The following is a 21,052-nucleotide window of genomic DNA, read 5'->3' on the forward strand; positions in this document are numbered from 1 at the left end:
CGCAGCGGACTCGCCAGCTTCAGTTGCTTCGGTCCGTTTTCACGTTGTTTCATCATACCAAAAACAGGGCAGAGATTTCAAAGTGAACGGAATCATGGATGCTGTTTCATTAGAAAATTCATATGAAGGTACGAAAAAAGAGGGAAGAGCCAGTGCTGATCTTCACTAGTATGATAAGGTAGAGTAAACTGATGTTGTGTTTATTCAAATAAGAAATGACATAAAAAAATGTGAGGAGAAATAGAGGCACACACAGCCAGATCATATTGTCCTGATGAGTTATTATAAGGATTTTATTGTAACTATTGACGTCAAAGAGAAGAGTGTGTCATTATATAATCACTGCCGCGATCACGTACGTGACGATTGAGATATGAAAGAAATCACTCGTTGTTTATACAATAACTGCAGTGATTCTCCGTCGCGAGCAGGTAATGATATTTCACTTGTAACAGTGTTAACTATTATTTATGGACGAACCAGTAAAAGGAGAACTTTATCAATGAATGACTTTAAATACAATGATTTGATTGAACAATACACAGACGATTTCACTTCACAGCTCGTCGAGGAATCAGTAGATGAAACCCTAAGTACTCTTTCTCTCCAGCGTGTGCCCAAATCGAACAAGTTATCGGATTGCCTTGATGCTTATACCAAAGATAGTTTATGTACACTTGCAGAGATCAATGGCATCCCGGTAAAAAAAAGCTGGAATAAAGCTAAAATGGTCGAGACACTTTCCCAGAAAATAAGTGGCACCTATAACGAACGCGTCTGTTTTTTTAACGATCTGCAGATAGAATTGTTACAGCTGTTTGTCGATGGTAAATTTTCAAATACTGACTTATCTAGGCGTGAGACGATGTTTTTCCTTGCTGTTTATCCCGCTGCAGTGAAGTTAGGGTTGCTTTTTTCTAAGGATTCTTCAGATCAATTGATCAGCGTTCATTCAACCGAGCTGGCAGATGCACTGAGACAACTCAAATCCATCCGTAAAAGCGAACGTGTTCAGCGCTTTGTCCATATTCAACGTCTCCTTGAATTAGCTATTGATCTGTATGGCATCGTCAGTAAAGACTTTCTACTCACGTTATATCGTAAGGCTTATCCTGAGGAACCGTTTGGACTAAACGATTACCAGACTTTTTTCATCCTTGTGAATATTCTAATGGTAGAAGATACTTACTATAGTTTAGAGGATGACTATATCGCTAGTAAGGCGTTCAATACCATAGAAGACGCAGAAGCGTTTAGACTTGGGTCGGAGAGTTATTTTAAAAAAGAGTATTATATCCCCTCGAGAGAAATCCTTTTATCTTGGATAGGAACTGATTTTAGAGCTCAAGAAAAGTCTTACAAACAGTTAGAAAAGTTTGTGCGTGACGTGTCGAAAGACCACGGTAATGCCATGGAGATATTGACTTTCCATTTGAAGATCGGAAGTGGATTCAAATCAGTTGTAGAAGAACTAGATGATTTCAGCGTCCTTTTTTTCCAAAATCCAAAACAAGCTGACCGTTTTGTTGAGCTATATGCCGATGCCGCAAATCATAGTCGGGAATGGCAGCTCCATGGTTATACGCGTATAGAAATGCGTGATCGCTTTGAAGGAGTAATGTATGATCCAGATAAAATGGATGCATCCTTACTCATTAGAAATAAAGCGGCTAGTCATTTTTCATCTGATAACTTCCTGGAAACGACTCCAGTTCAAAAACCTGTTACAAATCCGTACAAAAACGTGTCACGCAATGATCCTTGTCCTTGTGGCAGTGGCAAGAAGTTCAAAAAATGCTGCGGTAGATAATTCATCGCCTATTCTTTTAAAGTAGAAGGCAAGAAAAAGTGTTATGAACAAAAAAAATCAGTGATGAACACCGAAAGGAGACCTTTCAGTTCGTCACTGATTTTTTCTTGCCTATTTTATTAGAATAATCAGATATTCAACCAGGCACCAAGGAAGAAAGTGATAATGATTGGAACGGGGATGACGGCTGAGTTGATGATCGTCGTCATAAAGGTGGTCTGTTTGTCCTGATGGTTCGTGAAGATGCGGATATTCTTCAAGACGTACGGGAAAGTCAAGAGAGACAAGGCCACAAGTCGTGGGAAGGTCCCGAAAACGACGGACAGGATGACCGCGGTATAAGCCGCGTAGTAAAAGTATTTAAAGACAACGAGGGCTTTATCCACGCCGATATGATACGGCAGCGTATACCGGTCGTCTTCGATATCTTCTTCCAGATCACAAATGTTATTTGCAAGCAGGATGGCCATGACCGTGATGGAGGTCGGGATGGACGCGACGATCAGCTGCAAGGTGGTGACAAGATCGAATTGCATCACGTCAAAGGCGTTGACGTAAACCATGGAAGCGAAGATACCAAAGCCCATCGACAACCCAATGAAGAATTCACCGAACGGCGTGCTTGAGATCGGCCGTGGACCAGCGGTATACAAAATGCCGATCAGCATGCCTCCAATAAAGCCGATGACTAACAGGATGATGGACGTCTGAAAAACTAAGTATAAACCGATGACCAAAGCGACAGCACCGGATATATAATAAGCCAGGCGGACATTTTTAAGCGGGATGTTTTCCTTGCCGACGGTCATATCCTGAGCGTGGTCCGCATTCTTGTTATCGGCGATGTAATAATCCAGATAGTTATCTCTAATATTGACTGCCAGATGAAAGATAACGACGGTGAGTAAGCCCAAAATAGAAAAACCTAAGCGGAAGGCGTCATAATTGTACCAGGCGTAAAGGATACCGATCAAAGCCGGAAAAATACTGGTCGTGGTGGTTTCTACCTGAGCGAGCAGGATATATTGTTTAAGTGTCATAGGAATCTCCTTTTTAATAGTCTTTGGTGAGTAGTGTTTTCGTCAAAGTATACAGAACCTCTTTTTCTGGCTGATCGAGAAGCTGCTCGATCAAGGCCAGCGCTTTATCGATGTATTCCCTGGCAATACCGTGTGCGCGTTCGATGCAGTCGTGTTCATGCAGCAGCGCAACTAAATCAGCCAGATCACTGTCCGACAACTGTTCTCCTTTTTCCAGTAGAGGAAGGAAGGCGTCTTTATCCGCCTCCAAGCCTAAAATGAGGGGCAGCGTATAGATCCCTTGTTTCACATCGTTCAAAACAGGCTTGGATAAGTTCTCAGGTGTTTGCGTGTAATCCAAAATATCATCCAGCATCTGAAAAGCGATCCCGATATTCTGGCCGATCACACCGCTTTGTTCAATGACTTCAGGTTTGCACTGGCCAAAGTAGGCGCCTTCGTAACAGCTCAACTCAAACAGCTGAGCGGTCTTTCCTTTAATGCTGTTCAAGTACGTGTCAAAGGTGATAGCTGTATCATAGGCATTCGTCATCTGATTGATTTCACCTAATAACACCTGCTTCATCGACTGCGTATTCAGCTGAATGATCTCGACCGAGTCCGTCGCGTCAGCCAGTAATTCGAAATACACGGAGATCATTAGATCGCCTGTATACACCGCCACATCCTGACCGTGTTTGGAGTGGACCGTTTCGTTCCCGCGCCGTAATGCCGCCTCATCGATGATGTCGTCATGAATGAGCGTGGCCAGATGCAGCACCTCCGTCGAGGCAGCCGCAGCGATGATATTGTCATATGCAGCCTTTTGGGCATTGCCTAACTGTGAAAAAAGCAAGAAGTAGGCGGGTCTAAGTAGTTTTCCCTGACTCTCTATCAGAGCAGTGACTGTTTTTTCTATGTCCTTATTTTCAATCGTCGTTTTTTCTATGATCAGTTCAAGGCACGCCACTAAATGGGCCTGGATGTTGGGGTAGTCGTCCCACATTGGATGCGTTTTAACCATACCATTCTCCTTTATTCTCGACTTAAATGTTGGTTCTTTCATTGTTCATGTATACTTTCTCTCTATATTAAATAAGTATACATGAAAAAGGGTGAAGTTCTGCATAAAAACCTTCAGCTGACTTAAACTAAGTGATTGGAAAAATCCATTCCTCGATGGTAAGCGGGAAGAAAGGCAGTCACTGCAATTCTATCAATTGATTTTAATGAAACCGTTTGCTATTCTTTGGACGTATAGAAGATAATTGTTCTTTCTATCTGTTTGAGTGTTCATTTTGTAGCATAAGAGAGGGAGAATAGATGATGACTAAAGAATTAGTTAAGATGTTACGAGCAGGCGCCCTTTCATTTGCAGCTGTCGGATTTTTAGCTGGCTGTGCAACCGATGATGAAGCAGATACGGAATTAGACCCTGAAACTGCAGAGGAAGAAATAGAAGAGGTTGAGGAAGATGTAGAAGAAGAATTAGATATAGAAGAGGATACAGACGAAGGCGCTATGGAAGAAACCGGAGAAGACATTGTGGCCATTGCACAAGGTAATCCTGATTTCAGTATCTTAGTCTCTGCCTTGCAGGAAGCAGAACTTGTTGAGACACTTCAGGGAGAGGGACCGTTTACCGTCTTTGCTCCAACTGATGAAGCGTTCTAAGCCCTGCTGACTGACTTGGACATTACAGCAGAAGAACTGCTTGCCCAGCCTGACCTGGAATCTATATTGACGTATCACGTTGTACCAGGTGAGGTATTGGCAGGAGATCTGGAAGACGGTCAGACAGTAGAAACAGTTAATGGCGAAGAATTGACCTTTGACTTGTCGGGAGATCCGATGGTAAACGATGCAGCCATAACCATGACCGATATCGACGCGAGTAATGGTGTGATCCATGCCATTGATACGGTACTGGTACCTTCTGATTTTGAGCTGCAAGAATAGATAACAGTTAATTTTATATCCATGTAATCTTCAATGCTGCAAAATAGAAATCATCACTCAAACACCGTAAACACATCTGAGAGAATTTATCGGTATTGACCCTTGGCCGATTTCAGCTTAGGCACTTTTAAAAAAGTGTCTGAGCTTTCGACTAAGGGTCTTTTTTGACGATAAAATCGACTTGAGCAGTGAACAGACACATTGGCACATCAAGCATGCAAGAAGCCGTGCGTGCAAATTCAAGATTAAACCTGATATATACTAGTATGTTTATAGTCATACTCTTTCTTTTCTTATCTAATCATGATATGTTTATCTAGGAGTCTACATAATGCAAAACAAGGAAAAAGGGCGTATTCAAATGACAGCCAGTTAAATCAATAGAAATAAACACAAGTTAAGACATCAACTGATAGATATTTAAAAGTTTGTCTATCACAACTGATGCGTTTGTCTTAAATCTCAAAGCGTTAACATTTCAATTTAAAAAGGAGTTCTTTATGTTAGAAGTCAGCCATTTAACAAAGTCATATAAAAAAACAAAGGCCGTTGACGATGTCACTTTCAGCGCTGGGCAAGGGGAGGTTGTCGTCCTTGTTGGGCCGAACGGTGCCGGGAAGTCTACGACCATCAAAAGCATTGTAGGCCTTTTAAGATTTGAAGGTGAAATAAGCATTGGTACTTATAACAACAAAGCGTTAAAGGCGAAAGAACTATTGTCTTATGTACCAGAAATACCCACGCTTTTTCCATTATTGACCGTGCGTGAACATATCGAATACATGGCCTTGGCTTATGGAAAAGCGCCAGATGAAGAGAAGCTCAATGCCTTACTCAAGCGGTTTGATTTAGACGATAAAGTCGACAAGCTGGGTGACGAGCTTTCTAAAGGCATGATGCAAAAGGTAAGTATTTGTTCAGCAGTCATTGTCGATCCTGAGGTCATTATCTTAGATGAACCCATGATCGGTCTTGATCCAAAAGCCATTAAAGAAATCAAAAAACTCATCCTTGAATTAAAGGAAGCGAATAAAACAGTGATGATCAGTACGCATATGATCGAAATGATCGAAGATTTATGGGATCGCGTTATTTTTATGAAAGAAGGCAAGGTGATCGAAAATATCGTTCGGACAGAGGCTGACCTCGAAGATTTAGAAGAATTGTTCTTCAAGATAACGGGTGATAGTGATGAATAAATCGTTAGTTTATCTCGTAAGGAAGTCTTTCATAAATTTTTTCAAGAAGTTGATAAAAAAACCGTTGAAAGCCCTTGGCATGTTGCTGCTGGTTACATATTATTTCTTCATTCCCTTTTTGACGAAGGGAGTGATCACAGATCTAGGTTTAAACACGCATGCAGGTTTTGTTTTGATCGCGAGTATAGGAACGCTCTATCTAACTATGCCGTTAACGTTGACTTACTTTAAAAGGAAAGGTGTCAGTTTTAAGAAGCAGGATATCAATTTCATCTTAGCTAGTCCGACATCGCCAAAACAGGCTTTGATTTACGCCTTGTCCAAAGAGGTTTATATCAATTTAGCCATGCAAGTAATGTTTTTAATGGCAGCGGTCTTAGTATTCACTGTACCTTTTTTAACAAGTATCATCTATCTCCTTGTAAACATCGTGTTTTCTAATTTACTAAGCTACAGCTTAGCAGTCATTATGTATGCCAGTGAAGAAATCACGCTTAAGCAAAAGCAGTGGATCAAACGAATCGTTTACGTTGTTTTAGCTATGTTTACAGTGTTTTTAATGACTATGGTAGTAAGTCAGACCTTAGAGTCAGGTTTTGATTTTGCTTATATCATTTCAGTCCTGTCTTCTCCAGTCGTTTTGATGATACCCATTTTTGGGTGGCAGCTGGGGTGGTTAAACCTGATCATGCTTGGTCCAACACCTGTAAGACTCATCGCTACGGGCTTGTTCTTTGCTTCGGCGATTGGTTTAACGTTTTATGCTTATAGAATGAAAGTGTCCGGAGAGTATTACGAAGATGCTCTATCTTTCTCTGAAAATATCGCTCTATTGGAAAGTAAAAAAGGGGATATATCACTTACAGAAGCCTTTGGACATAAGAAAAAGAACTATGCGTATAAAGGTGAACTAAAAGGGTTAAAGTCAAACGTGATTTTCCATAAACAATTCATTGAACGGAGACGGTCTAAAAAGTACTTCCTGGGTTGGAGCGACTTCATTTATCTCATCGCTGGAATTGGCTTGGGGCTCACGTCGCTTTTCTGGGATGGTTTTATTGTTCCGGATTATTTCCTGGAAATCATGGTAGGTCTCAGCATTTACTTAGCGGTATTTTTCAGACCAAGTGCGGATTGGAAAAGCGAATTTAAAAATCACTATTTATTCCTAATGCCAGATTCACCTCTAAATAAATTGTTCAATGCCAGCTTGCTGGAGCATCTACTTACTTTCGTTCGGGCCATCTTTTTAGTCGTCCCAGCAGGTTTGCTTATGCGAGTGTCTTTATTAGAGATCCTTTATGCCATCAGCTTAAACGTACTACTCAAAGCAATGATGACCTATGTATCGATCTTGATTGAGGCGATCATTGGCGCTAAGATCGGCCACACGTTCGCCAGCATCATTAGTATGGTTGTCTCCGTTATTATTATGATCGGTCCAGTTGTTGCCTTGTTCTTTACACAAACACTCTCAACCTTTCTAATTTTTACAGCTATTTCTTTGTACGCGATCCTCGTCCTATTTTTATTTTTATATCTCTCTTCAATTAACCTTAGAAATATCGAGAGTTTAGAGGAATAGACGCGGGAGTTGTGTTGCAGACTCTTTCAAGGGTAATAGCCTATATTAAACAGAAGCATATGCTCCTGCTGAAACGGTGATTAAACCGATACTGATTCCTGGGAGCCATTGTGCTATGATTCACAATGTGATACACTTTCACCCAGTTACTTTTCAAAGGTGTACTAAACTATACAGAAAAAGGAGATACTATGACGACAACCATCGCAATAGATAAGGTAGGAAAGACCATCAACAGAAAAGAAATCATAAAAGATCTATCGCTGACGATCAACGAGGGCGAAGTGTTAGGGCTGCTTGGTCCGAATGGGGCAGGAAAGACAACACTTATTCGCATGATCGTTGGACTGATCGACATAACAGAAGGGCAAATCAGTGTCTGCGGACATGATGTCGAAAACGAACACCGGGACGCTTTGGGGAACATCGGAGCGATCGTTGAAAATCCCGAGATGTATCCTTTTTTCTCCGGACAAAAGAATCTGGACTATTTTGCACGCATGCACAACGGTGTGTCTAAAGAGAAAATTGCTGAGCTCGTAGACTTTGTCAATTTGACAGATAGAATCAATGACAAGGTCAAGGACTATTCCCTCGGGATGAAACAGCGTTTAGGAATCGCGCAAGCGCTGATGAATGATCCGAAGGTATTGATCCTAGATGAACCAACCAACGGTCTAGACCCGGCAGGCATGCAGGAATTACGCCGTCACATTCGCATGCTAGCCAAAGAGAAAAATGTCACAGTGATCGTATCGAGTCATCTATTGAGCGAAATCGAACTCATGTGTGACCGCATCGCTATCATCAAAAAAGGGGAACTCATTGCGGTAGAAAACGTTAGGGATGAAGCTAAACAGGTTTACCACTTTAAGGTTTCTGAACCAGAAAAAGCGCAAGTGCTGCTGCAAGAACAGTTCGACATCATAAGTCAGCTGCTGGAGGACTATTTAGTGGTCGAATTACCAGCTGAACTGTCCGATGTTTCCAGCCTAGTGAAAGCATTCGTGAACAACGGTATCGCGATATACAGTGTGGAACCGAAAAATCATTCACTCGAAGACCGCTTTTTACACCTGACAGCTGAATAAGAGGAGGATATGATGATAAACCTAATTATAAACGAATGGCAAAAAGTGTTTTCAAGAAAAAGCAACATCATAATCATGGTATTTATTGTCGGCATTGCCGCATTGATGAGTTTTATGCCGCTGATTTTCCAAAATGAACAGGCAAACGAAACGAGTACATACAGCGAGAACTGGGAAAGTGACGTGTCTCAAGAGATAGACACCTTGCAGGAAGAAACAGAAGACTTGCTGAATCAGGACGACACTGAGTTAACGTTTAACGACAGCATGACAGTGAGTCTCAATCAAACGGAAATAGAGCGACTCAGTTATCATTTAGAGGCGGGGATCGAACCGCCTGCTTCGAATAATTTCTATAGCAGCTTAGTCAGCGCATCAAGTATGAATGCACTGATAGGGATTTTTGTAACGATCATTGCGAGTGCTATGGTATCAAAGGAATTTTCTATGGGCACCATTAAATTGCTGCTGATACGTACCCAGTCCCGAACAAAAATATTGACGTCTAAATATATCACGACCCTACTCTTGGCGTTCTTTTACTATGGACTGTTATATTTATCGACGGCGATTTTCGCGCTATTCACCACAGATATGAATCCAACATCGGAATATGTCTTCATGACGATGAATGGCACGTATGAACATGTGCAGTTTTTAAGCTATTTTGCCGGCTTAGTGGCCAGCAACCTGGTTTATCTAGTCATTATCGCGTCACTGGCTTTTATGCTGTCGACCCTAACACGAAACACCTCATTATCCCTCGGTGCGACACTCGGCGCGATATTCCTAGGTACCGGAGTAACGCAATACTTGGCATCACAAACGGATCTGGCAAAGTATTTAATAACGGCTAATTGGAGCTTGGAAAACTACTTGCCTGGACGCACGACCTACATCGACGGGGTAAGTTTACCTTTTTCCGCGATCGTTAATGTGGTGTATGTAGCGGTGTTTTTAGGACTGTCCTACTACGCCTTCAACAAGCAAGATGTTTTATGATAACGTTAAAAATTGGAGGAAACACAGATGAATGAAAACGTAACGAACAATAAAAAAAGATTTCCGTGGTTAGCACTCGCTGTTTTTAGTGTGGTTTTGCTCACTTCCATCCTGATCAATTTCAGCATATTAGATATTTCAGCTGAACCGGAAGTTGCTGAGCTATTTGAAATGAATCCAGGCATGAGGTCTTTCGGGCTCATTTTCGGAGCCGTCATTGGTCTTATAAGTGGGTTGCTTGGCGTGGGTTTTCAGTATCTCGTGACAAAATTCCCAACGCAGTGGATCGCCAAAGATACGCATGTCTATAAAAATGAAATTTGGTCTGCCTTGTTTTACTCATCAGCCATCGGCATCATCCTTGAATTACTTGCTGCATTATTAAACTTTCAAGGCAATATCGTGTTTTCGATACTCGTAAGCATCTTTACGACGGCACTGTTCCTTTTCTTTTATATTTCAGGAGAAAACAAACCACAGCATATCAAAAAAGCCATTACTATTGTGAGTGTCGTCATAGCAGGCATGGATATTATCTTAACCACAGGTGCACTGTAACGTGCTAGAATATACTGCTGCATGTGTAAATGGTGGATGCTTAGCTTCATATACGGTAGTTAAGCGTGGGATTAAAGGTTACACGAAGCAGCTATCCTTTGACCATAAGCCTAAAAGAATCAAAACCAATGCTACCGTACCAGTGAGATGAACGTGACTCACTAGTACGGTTTTTTTATATATACTAATATTTTTATAATTATACCCTTTCTATTTCTATCTCATTGTGATAAATTTAATTAAGGGATTACATAATACAAACTACACAGGACGGAAAGGGCGATCAGGATATGGATACAAGCAAGATAAGTAAAGATTTGCAGAAAGATGTCAGAGAATTGATTCTCAGAGAAAGACTGCATTACTTCAAGGAGAGTATCAAACAGGGCTTAGTTGAAGACGGCTTTGAATTCGAATTGAAAGATCTGTTCATAGAAAGCGAATGGGACGAAGTGGCTGTATGGCCGGGGAACTGGACTTTAGGCAAAACCTTTGCAAGCAAAGTAAAAAATGATCTCCCTTATATCACTAGAGCGGATGATAATAAAAAAGGCTATGCCGTATACAGATTTGATAAAAGCAAGTTCGAAGGATAATACATTTAAGGCAGGGAATCAGGTGGATCATTCTGATTTTCTGCCATTTTTGCTATCTGACCATAGCTATTCAGCCAAATTATTAGGAGGAAGGGAATAGCTATTTTGATTACAATACACTTAAATCTCTGCAATATAAAAGCAAATAACAAAGTGCGCTATATAAAAAATAGCACTCATATATGCCGATTGACACTCTCACCAATTGAAAAAACGGTTACAAAAGCGTATGCTTAATTTAAACGATGAATAGACTGAATTGTCCAAATATGCAGCAGGAACAAATTGATCATAGATACTTATATTTACCTGAACAAGAAAAATAATTGTTGGATGTCAAAACAAATGGGTACTTGTCAAAAGATCCATCCAGGCTGGGTGTAATACTATAAGGATTTATAGTAAAAGCACCATTAGCTGACTTTGTTACAAATAAATCATGGCTTTCTAAGATACTAAAATAAAAACTGTTGTAAAAGGAGGAATGATAGATGAATGCATTGAAATTCATTATTTCAGGATTGGGCAAAGTAATTAAAAAGGTAATGGAGGAATGATGAGAAACTACAACAAGTTAAATAGAAGAATCAAGAAATGATTTATCTTTATTCCGACGGTATACTCTAGAGTAACAATGATTAGTTAATCAATATTAGTATACCTAAAGAAATTTATTAAAAGAAGTAATGTCATGAACTGAAAAAAAGAAATGTAGGGTAGACAACCGACTAGATGTCGGAGTTAAGCTTGAAAACTTGTATTTTTTAATAAATCATTTTAGATAAACGTTTAGGCTTTTATGACAAGTGAAAATACAGTAATAAACCTACTTCTAATCAAAGAAGACTGTATCATCTGAGAGTATCAAATACTTACACATAGATACTTTAAAAATCAGAAGCAACGAAATGCCATAGTAGATCATAAATAGAGAGGAGGAATTTATTCAATGTTTAATAGTTTTTTTGACGTTGATTGGTACTGCGATCGGTGTAACTCATGCTTAAATAATCAAGAAGATTTCGATGGTCATAAGTATATTTGGGAATGTACTGAATGTGGACATAAAAATAGTATCTCTTCTGCAAATATTTACGAGTCAGAAGAAGATTTCAGGGACACTTAACAATCATTATAATAATATCTTATGGTTGATTTTAGACTAAGACACACTGCCGTTCTACCAATCCGTAGTATATTATAATATTTAAGATAGGAGAATCTAAATGGGCTTATTTGATATTTTTAAACGAAATAATTCTGAAGAGTTTGAGGATTACCATGAAGATGATGAAAGATTAAATGTTTATGATGCTGCTGATATATGGGTATCAAATGGCAAGGATGAAGATTATACTTTTGGATATACAGAATCAGAATTAGAAGATGCATTAAACGAATAGTTTAATTTATGTATGTTACTGGTCACTCAAGATTATAATAGAAAGTGACTGAAAGAGGCTTTAGAAATTCTAATATATGGTACTAGCGCTTAGGAAACACAGAGACTTACTTCGTACATTGAGAAGTGAAGGCGCACATATCCAGACATAGTTGTAGTTTTAAAAATGTTTAAGTGCGAAGGCAGTGGTTTACAGAATTTACATTTAATAAAAAAATGATAGCGCATACAATTTATGGACTCTAAGGAGGAACTATTTTGAATAATATTTTTGATTATGCAACAAGCGAATTATCTCAAGATGCTTTTCTTTGTTATTTGTTTAATTTTGCTAGTAAGGAATATGAAGGAGACGATCAATATCTGAATCAATGTGCTGTTGAAGTGCTCAGAAAAATCATCTCTTCAAAATATTCCAAAGAAATAAAAGATGAAAATATTACAGTCACCCAATTAAAAAAGCAATATAGAAATATTGATGTCTACATTCAGGTTAATGATAAGTACCACATCATTCTTGAAGATAAAACCTACACTTCTCAACATAGCGATCAGGTAGAACGCTATAAAGATTTAATATCTAATGAAGGTAAGGCGAACATCATCACTGTTTACTATAAAATCATTGGTCAAGCTCATCCAGAAGATGTCAACATTCATATAACTCGTAAAGATATGCTGGCTATTATGGCACCTTACATCGATAAATCGAACAATACAATTTTTTCCAATTATTATCATTTCTTAAGAGAACTTGAAGAAAGAGTTCAGAAGTTTGAAACACTCCCCGTTGATAAGTGGACTGGTGACCAATACCGTGGATTCTTTGACTATCTAACAGATGATGAGAACAATACTGAAGGCCTTAGTCTTGATAGAGGTTACGGATGGGGGTATGTCCCTAATCCTCGAGGTGGATTCCATGGGTTATGGTGGTATTTTTCAACTCCTGAAGAGCTCAACAAAACAGGTTTAGCAGACTATAATGTAACAGATCTTTATCTACAAATAGAAGACGATTCTATTGTAATCAAAATTGTCAGTGAAGATAAAATCAACAACTTGAAATGGGAAATCTATAATTATATAACTGAATCAAACTTAGTATCTGGATTTGAAAAGAAACGATTTCATAACGGAAAGGTTATGTCGATTGGTTATATTGAGTATGATGAAAACAACTACCAAGAAAAGATCAAAGTTATGGAAAATGTATTAGATAAAATAAGAAATGGGAGTTATACTGTGACGTTATAGAAATATAATCACGATAAATATCTTTGAGTATTCTTAACCAAAAAAAAAGCACAAGGTTCTATGTCTTTTTAAATGGACAGGAGCCTGTGCTTTTTTTAAGAAAATCAAAAACTTTGAACTAACCAACTACTGATTTAAAAAAGTAGATAATGCACACTTAAGCCCTTATAGAGTTGGTAACGCTTTATTTATGTGTTAAAATTAATAAAAACTATTAGGTGTGAAATTATGGCAAATTATAATGTAAATAATACAACGGTCAATTCACTATTATCTTTGATCGATGAAAAAAAGATCGCAATACCCGAAATTCAGCGTCCTTTTGTTTGGAAAAGCGCAAAAGTGCGGGACTTATTGGATTCACTATTCAATGATTATCCCGTTGGTTATATCATCACATGGCGTAATCCAGATGCGCGTTTGAAAAATGGTCATCTTTCAGAAGGTAAAACCATATTGATAGATGGACAGCAACGTGTGACTGCATTAATGGCCGCGATTTCGGGCAACAAAATTGTAGATAAAAAATATAATAAGAAGAATATAAATATTGCCTTTGATCCAATCAATGAAATATTTGAAGTTTCGAATCCGGCAATACGAAAAGATAAACGATGGATTCCTGATATATCTTTTATTTTTAGCGAACGATTCAACTTATTTGATTATGTTGAAGAGTACTGTGAGAAAAATCCTGAAATAGGACGTAATCAGTTAAGTAAAATTTTGCATAAACTAGAAAGTATCAAGCACAGTTCGATCGGTGTTATTGAATTATCACATGCACTCGACATAGAAGAAGTTACAGAGATTTTCATACGTATAAACTCAGCAGGGGTAGCTTTAAGTCAGGCTGATTTCGCGATGTCTAAAATTTCAGTTAATGATGAATTCAACGGACCTGTCATAAGGAAAACAGTCGACTACTTCGCTAATATTATCTCTCATCCAGCAAGCTATGAGCATATTCAAAGTAATGATAAAGAATTTACAAATACTCAAAACTTCCGTTATATCAGTTGGGTAAAAAACTATAATTCAGGGATATATGAACCGAGTTATACTGATATTCTAAGAGTTGCTTTTACCTTTAAGTTCTTAAGAGGACGATTATCTGATTTGGTGAGTCTTTTATCTGGTAGAGATTTTGAAACGAGAGATTACAAAAAAGTAATCGAAGAAGAATCATTTAATGATTTGCATGATGCAGTTTTACAATTCGTGAATCAAACTAACTTTAAACAGTTTGTTACAATCATAAAGTCGGCAGGGGTCGTGCATAATAAATTAGTCAGATCAAAGAATACATTGAATTTTGCTTATGCATTATTTTTACTCCTTAAAGATAAAGGCATCAACACACCTGTCATAAACAAAGTTGTTCGAAAATGGTTTGTTATTTCAATTCTTACGGAACGTTATTCTTCATCACCAGAATCGCAATTCGATTATGATATAAAACGGTTCGCTGATGCTGAAAATCCAGAAGACTACGTTAAACGAATCGAGCAAGGAGAATTATCCAGCGCCTACTGGAATACTATATTACCCGATAATTTCGAAACGTCAGTTAGAAGCAGTCCTTACTTCAATTTATTTGTAATGGCTCAAGTATATCTGAAAGACTATGCTTTTCTTTCAAATAGCGTGACCGTACAGCACTTGATAGAAGAAAGAGGAGATATTCACCATATTTTCCCTAAACGCTATCTTCAAAAGAATGGTTATAACCGACGTGGTGTCTATAATCAGATTGCCAACTATGCTTATACTGAACAACCGGTGAATCTTAAAATAAAAGCACAACCACCTAAAGAATACATGGGATGGATCATGGATCAATTAGATAACGAGTCATTTACTTTAGGAGAAATTAATGACAGTGAGAAACTAAAAGAAAACATGAGAATGAATGCTATTCCGACTTCGCTATCTTCAATGGATGTAGATGATTACGAGGATTTCCTCGTTGAGAGAAGAAAGTTGATGGCAGATAAAATCAAAGAATATTATAATAAATTATGATTTAGTAAGACTACAAAGTAATCATGCTAAACTCTAACAATATGGCAGGAGCGCGGAATAAAAAATGCAGCTATTGGTGACGCGATTTACAAGTTTGCGATGGATGTCGACCCTGAATTTAAGACCTTAATGTGTCAATTTATCTTAAAGAAAATAAATTACATTCGTAATCTCTTTGTGCTACAGCGTAAGTATAAAGGAAAGGGCGATTTCAATGGCTGCTATTTCAATAAAAATCGATTCTGAGGAAGAAAAAATCATTAGAGAGTACGCTAAATCAAAGAACATTTCTGTATCTGCTCTATTCAGAAATGCTGTTTTAGAAAAGATAGAAGATGACAGTGACTTGAACTTATACAAACAAGCAATGCAAGAATATGAAGAAAGGCCTGCAAGCCTGTCTTTTGATGAGACGCTAAAGGAGTTATCCGATTGAATGGCAAAGAACTATCAGGTTCGTTTTAAAAGAAAAGCTGTCCTATATGCATTCATCAGCATTATACTGAAAAGTTAACCATTATAGATACTAGTCTCAGGATTGCAGGTGTAATCATAAATCATTACTAATACTCGACCACCTACTTATTTTTGAGGTGGTCTTTTTTAGCTTAACCATTTCGCCGATCAGGCCAAACTGTTATACTTAAAGGTAATAGAGTCTTTTAGAAAAGAGCGAAAATTATGACTAAAAAGTACCTAACAACGTTAAATACACGTCCGTTTTTATATCGAGAAACTAAAATGGTTGCTGAGTTAATTGATCAAGGGTTGAGTGATGAAGATATTAAAGAAAAAGTGATAGCTGATAATCTTTTCCAGCTGACAAGTAAAGATCGGCGTACAAGTTTTCTGAGTGAAATCAGAAAACGGTTGACCAACTTAGATGATTTTCTGCTAGACAAATTTCTAGTCTCTGATACATCGACATGTAAAGCTATTTTACTTTATGCCATTCTTAAGAAAGATACTCTTTTCTATGAATGGATGAGAGAAGTTGTCTGGGATAAGTGGTTAACGCTTGATGACGAAGTCACAAAATTAGATACTACCTCATTCATTGAAACTAAGGTTGAACAAAATGAAACTGTAGCAAAATGGAAGATATTAACACGTGAAAGATTAGTAAACGCTTATCACCAAGCGCTGGTGGATGCAGAGTATGCCAATTATTCGGAAACTAAGATCATATTACAAAGACCAATCATTTCATCTCAAGTTGAACAGCATTTAAAATCCGAGAAAGAAAAACATATCGTAGAAGTATTGTTAGGGGAGGTTATCGAGTGAGACCAATCACAGTAAGGCTTGATGAGTTAAATGAAAAATTATCAGATCCGAAAATCTTATCAAACAAAGGTCTAGGTAACGAAGTGGGGTTTTACATTTTTGACTACGAACCGGAAGACGAACTGGTGGTTAGAGATGCTATTCCCTATATAAAGAAGCAGATACAGAAGGAGAACCCGGGAACAAAAATTCAGGTATTTGATTTATTCGATATCGTTTTAGCTTTTTTTGAAGAACGCGGGTATATGGATAAGAACTTTAAAATGGAAGAGAAAAAGGGAAGTGAATTCCTATACGACAAAATGAAAAAAGCATTGAAGCTTGCGACTGATAATGACTGGATCGTAAAATATATCAGAGAACATATGGATGAAAACGCCATGATTTTTATCACAGGTGTGGGCAAAGCTTATCCGATCGTTCGGTCACACACGGTATTGAATAATCTTCAAACAGTCGTTGAGAAGAAACCGTTGATCATGTTTTATCCAGGACGTTATGAAAACGGTGGATTACGTCTATTCTCACGCTTTATGGATGACAATTACTACCGTGCATTCAAACTGATAGAAAACTAAACGAAAAGGAGTATACGTCTATGAAAATAGAACAGCTATTTAAAAAAGACATCACACGAGATATTCAAGGTGTTATAAAGATCGGTCAAAAAGAAAAAGAGAATATCAAGCAGGAACTAGAAGAGTATGTTGTAACTGAAGAACTGCATCAACATTTTGAAACGTTTTATAAAGCCTACACAAAAGCTTACGATAAACCAACGGATAAAATGGGCGTTTGGATTTCAGGTTTCTTTGGTTCTGGTAAATCTCATTTCTTAAAAATTCTTTCTTACTTGCTGCAGTCCAATATGGAAATAGACAGTAAAAAACCTGTTGATTTCTTTAAGGATAAACTACATAACCAGGAGTTACTGTCGATGATGCAAAAAGTCACGGATCATCCAAGTGACGTCGTCTTGTTTAACATTGATTCCAAGGCTGACTCTGACAGCAAGCAGAACAAAACGGCGATCGTTAAAGTCTTTAATAAAGTGTATAACGAAATGCGTGGCTATTCGGCAAGTATCCCTTGGCTAGCTGAATTGGAAGAAACCTTGGATGAAAAAGGCGAATATGAAACGTTCCAAAGTTATTTTGAAGAAGAAACAGGCTTGAAATGGTCTGAGGGTAGAGAAGAGCTGTACTATAACTTTGACGAAACGGTCACCGCTTTAGCCAAAGCAACGAACAGCAGTGAAGAGAGTGCTAACCGCTGGCTTGAGAATGGTGAAAATAATTACTCGATATCAGTAGAGGAATTCGCTCAACGTATCAAAAAATATGTCGATAAAAAAGATAAAGACTACCGTCTGATTTTCTCCGTAGATGAAGTGGGTCAGTATATATCTGAAAATACGAATTTGATGCTTAATCTGCAAACCGTCGTTGAAGATTTAGGTAAGCTTTGCAACGGTAAAGTTTGGGTAATTGTTACTTCCCAACAAGATATAAACAGTTTACAAGAACATATGTCCTCAACAGATTTTTCAAAAATCCAGGGGCGTTTCAATACCCGTGTGAGCTTAAGCAGCGCCAACGCCGATGAGGTTATCAAGATTCGTTTGCTTGATAAAAAGGCAGAGGCATACGCTAAGCTTCTTTCGAACTACGATGAGCATGCTGTCTCGATCAAAAACAAGCTTGAATTTGAAGATGCGGCAACGATGCAGTTTTATAAGAGTCGCGAAGATTTTGCTAAAGTGTATCCCTTTGTACCGTATCAGTTCAATCTCCTCCAAAAAGTCTTTACTGGCATTCGTGAACATGGATCAGCTGGGAAACACTTATCGGATGGTGAACGTAACCTATTGGAGTCCATCCAGCAGGCAACGATTCAGCACAAAGAAGAAGACCTCAACACATTGATTCCTTTCCATGTCTTCTATGATAATATCGACCAGGCCTTAGAACATTCGGTTCGTTCAACGATCATTAAAGCCAATCAAAATGAGATGCTGAGTGACTTCGACGTAAATGTCTTGAAACTCCTTTTCCTCATTCGCTATGTCGATGAAATGCCAGGCACATTAAAGAACTTAACGACTTTGATGATCCATTCTATCGACGAAGACATGATCGAATTAAGTAACAACATCAAGCGCTCACTAGATCTGCTGGAAAATGAATTTCTGATCCAGCGTATCGGTAATAAATATTTGTTCTTGACTAATGAAGAACAGGATATCAATCGTGAAATCGATAATATCGAAATTCCTACATCGGAATACATTATGGAAGCTGGGAACCGCCTGATCAACGACGTGTTGAATATTAGACGCTTTACTTATCAGCCTTATAGTGATCAACCTGATATCACCTATCTTATGGATATTTCTTTATGGATCGATGACCGTTCACTGAGAAGTACGGCTTCGACGATCGGCGTTCGTTTCATGACAACGTATTCCGATCACTATGAAGATCAGGATGCCATTGCCTTGTCTCAACGCGAAGATAAAATGGTTATCGTCCGTTTGCCTGAAGAGGAAGACTTCACTGAGATCAAGAATTACTTACGAATCAATCAGTATTTAAGAAGACAGACGACTCAGTCACTGACGCCTTCTCAGCAGGACATTCGACAGAGAAAAGCTTCAGAACGTAAGCAGTTGGAAGATGTCTTTGTTGCCAAATTGAAGCAGGATATCAGTGAAGCTAATATCATTGTCAATGGATCAGAAATCGACATCAGTGGTACACCAGAAAAGCGTATTGAAAAAGGCTTATACTCTTTGGTTTCAAATACGTATCCTAAGATATTCTATATCAAACAATCCTATACAAAAGACGAGTTGGAGAGGCTTATTTTACGTAGAGATGTATCCTTGCTGGAAGAGTATGAAGACAAAAATAATGAAGCAACAGAAGAAATCGAACGTTATCTTGAGATGCAAAAGGAACGCAATATGGTCGTGACGTTGAGAGAAGTGTTGAATCGTTATACGGTTGAGCCCTATGGATGGAATGATCTCGATATTTTAGCTAGTTTGGTCCGCCTGATCAAACTTGAAAAAGTTCAGTTTACTTTAAACAGCAAACATATGAATGTATTTGAAAACGACTTTATGCGAAACATTCAAAGCTCCAAATGGCAGGAGAAAATCGTTGTTGCTAAACGCAAAACATTAAATGACTCAATCAAAAGAAAAGTCAAAGAGCTGACCAAGGATTTATTTAATATTTCAGCACTCGAAGATAAAGAAGAAGACATGTACCAGACGATCACCAGCCGATTCAGCACTGAACTAAAAGAGCTGCAAGATAAACTGTCGCTTTACCGAGAAAATAGCTATCCTGACCAGCAGTTGATCCGCGATGCGATCACAAAAATAGAGCGTTTACTTTCTATCAAAGATGCCAGAGAGTTTTTGACTCAGTATGTTGAACAGGGAGACGAACTGTTAGACCTATTCGAAGATCTTGAAGATATATTAGAATTTTTAAACAATCACAAACACATCTATGATAAAGCGATTGAGCAAGTGAATCACTACGAGAAAGACCGTAACTATATCGAAAACGATGAGTTACGAACGATTTATGAATCAGAAAAAGCCATTATCGATCTACCACGTCCGTATCGCAAGATGAAGGAACTGAAAGACTGGACTGATCAGTTCACTTCTGCGTATACAGATGAACTGGAATCTGTATCACAGCCTGTTCATGATGCGATCGAACAAGACAAATTAGACATTGAACAGGAACTTCAAGCAATAGAAGGGGAGCCAGAGTACGACAAGCTTTACCGTAGTTATAAGTTCCGTCTGTCCAATGTTGAAACAGGTTTACAGACAGCAGGAACAGTTCGTGACCTAAAATCATTTAAACAGGAATCCAGCACGATCAAAAGGACACTTATTCATCAGATCGAAGAAGCGAAACAGGCGATTTCGAATAGACGAAGACAGAAGAAGATAAACCCACCAACTAAATTAACTCCGCCTAAAATTACTGGAGCTAACGGTGATGGAGTGAATGGTCGAGATCGAGGAACAGATGGTGAGGGAGTTACTATTAACCAGACACCACCAGCGAGTCCTCCAAAAACAGTTGTGGTTCATAAAGACACAATCATTCCTAATCGCATGGTCGAACTGAATAGTGAAGAAGACATTGAAGATTATCTAAATGAAATGCGTAAAATCTTGAAGAAGTACCTGGACAACGCCGACTACATTAAACTGATATAGGAGAGACTGA

The 21,052-nt window shown here is 38.4% G+C and carries 16 protein-coding genes and 1 pseudogene; 15 read left to right on the top strand and 2 right to left on the bottom strand.

The window, feature by feature from the left end; all coding sequences use genetic code 11:
• Positions 1-502: 502 nt before the first annotated feature.
• A complete protein-coding gene (locus BMX84_RS12840) occupies positions 503-1,810 on the top strand; it encodes a YecA/YgfB family protein (protein ID WP_177165450.1) in 1,308 nt (435 codons plus the stop codon).
• 128 nt (positions 1,811-1,938) lie between these two features.
• Here BMX84_RS12840 and BMX84_RS03655 read toward each other — a convergent pair whose 3' ends face one another.
• Together BMX84_RS03655 and BMX84_RS03660 are read right to left on the bottom strand one after the other, a co-directional pair.
• Positions 1,939-2,850 carry a prenyltransferase gene (locus BMX84_RS03655; protein ID WP_091487319.1) on the bottom strand — a complete coding sequence of 304 codons (912 nt, stop codon included), beginning with the start codon at positions 2,848-2,850 and terminating at the stop codon, positions 1,939-1,941.
• 13 nt (positions 2,851-2,863) lie between these two features.
• Entirely contained in the window at positions 2,864-3,853 is a 990-nt protein-coding gene (locus BMX84_RS03660; RefSeq protein ID WP_177165451.1) for a polyprenyl synthetase family protein, read from the bottom strand.
• 497 nt (positions 3,854-4,350) lie between these two features.
• Here BMX84_RS03660 and BMX84_RS12680 point away from each other — a divergent pair.
• The 14 genes and pseudogenes from BMX84_RS12680 (at position 4,351) to brxC (ending at position 21,042) form a co-directional block, all read left to right on the top strand.
• Positions 4,351-4,788: pseudogene (locus BMX84_RS12680) on the top strand (fasciclin domain-containing protein).
• Between the two features lie 500 nt (positions 4,789-5,288).
• Complete coding sequence (locus BMX84_RS03670) at positions 5,289-5,987, top strand: ABC transporter ATP-binding protein (RefSeq protein WP_091487323.1); 699 nt, start codon at positions 5,289-5,291, stop codon at positions 5,985-5,987.
• Entirely contained in the window at positions 5,980-7,572 is a 1,593-nt protein-coding gene (locus tag BMX84_RS03675; protein ID WP_091487324.1) for a putative ABC exporter domain-containing protein, read from the top strand. The genes BMX84_RS03670 and BMX84_RS03675 overlap by 8 nt, the downstream gene beginning before the upstream one ends.
• A 191-nt stretch (positions 7,573-7,763) precedes the next feature.
• A complete protein-coding gene (locus tag BMX84_RS03680) occupies positions 7,764-8,663 on the top strand; it encodes an ABC transporter ATP-binding protein (protein WP_091487326.1) in 900 nt (299 codons plus the stop codon).
• A gap of 12 nt (positions 8,664-8,675) precedes the next feature.
• Positions 8,676-9,665 carry an ABC transporter permease gene (locus BMX84_RS03685; protein ID WP_091487327.1) on the top strand — a complete coding sequence of 330 codons (990 nt, stop codon included), beginning with the start codon at positions 8,676-8,678 and terminating at the stop codon, positions 9,663-9,665.
• 27 nt (positions 9,666-9,692) lie between these two features.
• Entirely contained in the window at positions 9,693-10,223 is a 531-nt protein-coding gene (locus BMX84_RS03690) for a hypothetical protein (RefSeq protein WP_091487329.1), read from the top strand.
• Between the two features lie 290 nt (positions 10,224-10,513).
• Positions 10,514-10,819 (top strand): DUF1413 domain-containing protein, encoded by a 306-nt coding sequence (locus BMX84_RS03695; protein ID WP_091487330.1) that lies wholly within the window; start codon positions 10,514-10,516, stop codon positions 10,817-10,819.
• Positions 10,820-12,045: 1,226 nt separating this feature from the next.
• On the top strand, positions 12,046-12,222 hold the full coding sequence (locus BMX84_RS12480) for a hypothetical protein (protein ID WP_177165452.1): 177 nt from the start codon (positions 12,046-12,048) through the stop codon (positions 12,220-12,222).
• A 257-nt stretch (positions 12,223-12,479) separates the two neighbouring features.
• A complete protein-coding gene (locus BMX84_RS03705; RefSeq protein WP_177165453.1) occupies positions 12,480-13,478 on the top strand; it encodes a PD-(D/E)XK nuclease family protein in 999 nt (332 codons plus the stop codon).
• A 228-nt stretch (positions 13,479-13,706) separates the two neighbouring features.
• The gene (locus tag BMX84_RS03710) at positions 13,707-15,503 is read left to right on the top strand and encodes a GmrSD restriction endonuclease domain-containing protein (protein ID WP_091487336.1); all 1,797 of its coding nucleotides are present in this window, start codon (positions 13,707-13,709) and stop codon (positions 15,501-15,503) included.
• A 214-nt stretch (positions 15,504-15,717) separates the two neighbouring features.
• Entirely contained in the window at positions 15,718-15,939 is a 222-nt protein-coding gene (relB, locus tag BMX84_RS03715) for a type II toxin-antitoxin system RelB family antitoxin (protein ID WP_091487337.1), read from the top strand.
• Positions 15,940-16,184: 245 nt separating this feature from the next.
• A complete protein-coding gene (locus BMX84_RS03720) occupies positions 16,185-16,790 on the top strand; it encodes a DUF1819 family protein (RefSeq protein ID WP_091487339.1) in 606 nt (201 codons plus the stop codon).
• A complete protein-coding gene (locus BMX84_RS03725; protein ID WP_091487340.1) occupies positions 16,787-17,368 on the top strand; it encodes a DUF1788 domain-containing protein in 582 nt (193 codons plus the stop codon). Before BMX84_RS03720 ends, BMX84_RS03725 begins: the two co-directional genes overlap by 4 nt.
• Positions 17,369-17,388: 20 nt before the next feature.
• The gene (gene brxC, locus BMX84_RS03730; RefSeq protein ID WP_091487342.1) at positions 17,389-21,042 is read left to right on the top strand and encodes a BREX system P-loop protein BrxC; all 3,654 of its coding nucleotides are present in this window, start codon (positions 17,389-17,391) and stop codon (positions 21,040-21,042) included.
• Positions 21,043-21,052: the final 10 nt, after the last annotated feature.

Origin of the sequence: Alkalibacterium putridalgicola (assembly GCF_900109825.1) — a bacterium.
GTDB classification, from domain to species: Bacteria; Bacillota; Bacilli; order Lactobacillales; family Carnobacteriaceae_A; genus Alkalibacterium; species Alkalibacterium putridalgicola.